Source organism: Oleiphilus sp. HI0061 (genome assembly GCF_001635675.1).
On the sequence record NZ_LWFE01001210.1, the window covers coordinates 1 to 1,887 of the forward strand.

The 1,887-nt window shown below is 45.4% G+C and carries 1 protein-coding gene; it reads left to right on the forward strand.

The genetic code is table 11. The features are described 5' to 3' along the window. Positions 1-108: 108 nt before the first annotated feature. The coding region (locus A3735_RS18825) for an NADP-dependent isocitrate dehydrogenase (RefSeq protein ID WP_068638464.1) at positions 109-1,887 on the forward strand (1,779 nt) is incomplete at its 3' end.

Below are 1,887 nucleotides of genomic sequence, written 5' to 3' on the forward strand. Positions count from 1 at the left end.
TAGCGTTTACGCATAATTTTCGCTGGGTCTGGTGATCACGAGTTGTCAGGTCCTCAGTGTGTAAAATTAGTTCCATTGGTTATCCTACCGGTACAGTTTGGGGAAAAAATGACAACAGAAATATCCAAGATTATCTACACAAAAACAGATGAAGCGCCAGCACTGGCAACCTATTCCTTACTTCCTATACTCAACGCTTTCACTTCCGCCGCTGGCGTGTCCGTTGATGAGAGCGACATTTCTTTAGCTGCACGTATCTTGGCAGCCTTCCCCGAGAAACTGACTGAAGAGCAACGCGTACCAGACGCGTTAGCTGAGTTGGGCGAATTAACGCTACATCCGGAAGCCAATATTATTAAATTGCCGAATATCAGTGCATCAATTCCTCAGTTGAAAGAAGCAATTAAAGAGCTACAGGATCAGGGTTATGATATTCCTGAGTACCCCGACGAAGCTGGCAGCGAGCAAGAAACAGAGATTAAAGCAAAGTATGCCAAAGTGTTGGGTAGTGCGGTAAACCCTGTTCTGCGTGAAGGTAATTCAGATCGTCGCGCGCCACCTTCCGTTAAAGCCTATGCGCGTAAATATCCACACTCCATGGGTAAGTGGAGTCAGGCGTCACGTACACATGTTGCCCATATGCGTAGCGGCGACTTTTACGACCAAGAGCAGTCTACGGTAATTGAAAAAGCTGGCAATGTTCGTATTGAACTTGTTGAAGCAGATGGAAAAGTGACCGTACTTAAAGAAAAGACAGCTGTCATTGAGAAAGAAGTGATCGATGGCATGTTTATGAGTGTTAAAGCTTTGCGTCAGTTCTTTGAAGAAGAGATGGAAGGTGCAAGAAGAGCTGACTTGTTGTTCTCTCTACATGTTAAAGCCACCATGATGAAGGTCTCGCATCCGATCGTATTTGGGCATGCGGTTACTGTTTACTTCAAAGAACTTTTTGAAAAGCATCAGGCGAAGTTTGAAGAGTTGGGTGTGAACCCTAACAATGGTTTGAGTAATGTTCACCAGAAAATATCTGATCTTCCTTACTCTCAGCGTTCTATAATTGAAGAAGATATTCGTGCCTGTTACGAAGAACGCCCTGAAATGGCGATGGTAGATTCTGACAAAGGTATTTCAAACCTCCATGTACCAAGTGATGTCATCGTTGATGCGTCAATGCCTGCGATGATTCGTGTTGGTGGTAAAATGTGGGGTACTGACGGTAAACTGAAAGACACTAAAGCGGTTATTCCAGAGCGCACATATGCGACCATCTATCAGGAAGTTATTAACTTCTGTAAGCATCATGATGCCTTTGACCCAACGACAATGGGTACCGTTCCAAATGTTGGCTTGATGGCTCAAAAAGCTGAAGAATATGGTTCTCACGACAAGACTTTCGAGTTAGAGGCTGACGGTACTGTTCGTGTAGTTGATGAAGATGGTAAGGTCTTGCTTTCGCATGATGTCGAGAAGGGTGACATCTGGCGTATGTGTCAGACTAAAGATGCGCCAATTCAGGACTGGGTGAAACTCGCCGTTTCTCGTGCTCGAGCAACGGGTATGCCGACTATATTCTGGTTAGATCCTGAGCGTGCCCATGATGCGCAAATGATTAAGAAGGTGAACACCTACTTACAGGATCATGACACGGATGGTTTGGACATTCGTATCATGTCGCCGGATCAGGCAATTCGCTTCACAATGGAGCGCTTGATTCGTGGCCGTGACACGATCTCTGTTACCGGTAATGTACTACGAGATTATCTAACGGATTTGTTCCCGATTCTTGAGTTGGGTACCAGTGCTAAGATGCTATCTATTGTTCCGTTAATGGCTGGTGGTGGTCTGTTTGAAACAGGTGCTGGTGGTTCTGCTCCGAAGCATGTTCAG